Origin of the sequence: Yersinia sp. 2542 StPb PI (genome assembly GCF_048593855.1) — a bacterium.
In the GTDB taxonomy this organism is placed as follows: domain Bacteria; phylum Pseudomonadota; class Gammaproteobacteria; order Enterobacterales; family Enterobacteriaceae; genus Yersinia; species Yersinia enterocolitica_E.
On the sequence record NZ_JAZGQA010000390.1, the window covers coordinates 1 to 1,386 of the forward strand.

Consider the following 1,386-nt stretch of genomic DNA (forward strand, 5'->3'; position numbering starts at 1 on the left):
ATGTCTACTACTGGGGACACGCTACGGAGGTATGGGGCTGGGGTTAATAAGTGGTATCGGCTTATTTATTCTAACCTTTATCTTTGGGCTTGAACCAGGGAAACCACCAGTAGATGTCATGCTCACCATATTAGCTGTTATTGGTTGTGCATCTGTATTACAAACTGCCGGTGGATTAAATGTAATGATGCAATTTGCCGAGCGCTTATTACGCCGGCACCCTCAGCATATTACGCTACTAGCTCCATTTACAACCTGGTCATTAACCTTTTTATGTGGCACCGGGCACGTTGTTTATACCATGTTCCCGATTATTTCTGATATTGCCATTAAGAAAGGTATTCGCCCGGAACGACCAATGGCTGTTGCATCCGTTGCTTCACAAATGGCTATTACCGCCTCACCCGTATCGGTAGCTGTCGTATCATTAGTATCAATTATTGGTGCCAACCACGGTATCGGCCATGCTTACAGCATTCTGGAGATTCTGGCCGTATCAGTCCCAGCCTCTTTAGTTGGGGTACTAATGGCAGCCTTGTGGAGCCTGCGCCGTGGTAAAGACCTGGATAAAGACCCTGATTTTCAAGAGAGAATTAAAGATCCAGAGCAACGCTCCTTTATCTATGGTTCAACAGATACATTATTGAATCAGGTTTTCCCGAAACAAGCCTACTGGTCTACCTGGATATTCTTCGCAGCGATCGCAATAGTAGTATTACTGGGCGCTTTTGCTGATCTGCGACCAGCCTTTGAAGTTAAGGACAAATTGCAGTCACTGTCGATGAACCTGGTTATTCAGATGATGATGCTGATAGCTGGTGCGGTTATATTGATGGGCTGTAAAGTTAAACCCAGTGATATCTCTAACGGTGCCGTATTTAAAGCTGGCATGGTTGCTATCTTCTCGGTATTCGGTGTTGCCTGGATGAGTGATACCTTCTTCCAAGCCCATATGGGTGATTTGAAACTGGTATTGGAAGATGTCGTGAAAAGTAAGCCTTGGACTTATGCCATTGTTCTGTTCTTGGTTTCCAAACTGGTAAACAGCCAAGCGGCAGCATTAGCCGCCATCGCACCAATGGGCCTGCAACTTGGTGTTGATCCTAAAATGTTGATTGCCTTCTTCCCAGCAGCTTATGGCTACTTTGTTCTGCCAACTTATCCAAGCGACCTTGCTTGCATCGGTTTTGACCGTTCAGGTACCACCAAGATTGGTAAATTTATCATTAACCATAGTTTTATCATCCCAGGCCTTATCGGTGTTATTAGCTCGTGTATCACCGGTTACCTACTGGTAACGACCTTTATGTAATTACTCGGTATACAGATGATATGCAAAGAGGCCAGTTCACAATGGACTGGCCTCTTTAATTTTGTGGCATAAGA

1 protein-coding gene is annotated in these 1,386 nt (G+C 44.9%); it reads left to right on the top strand.

Going from position 1 to position 1,386, the window contains the following annotated elements; all coding sequences use genetic code 11:
* Positions 1-1,312 (top strand): anaerobic C4-dicarboxylate transporter (locus V1952_RS21840; protein ID WP_420075547.1); only part of this gene is annotated, 1,312 nt, incomplete at its 5' end.
* Positions 1,313-1,386: the final 74 nt, after the last annotated feature.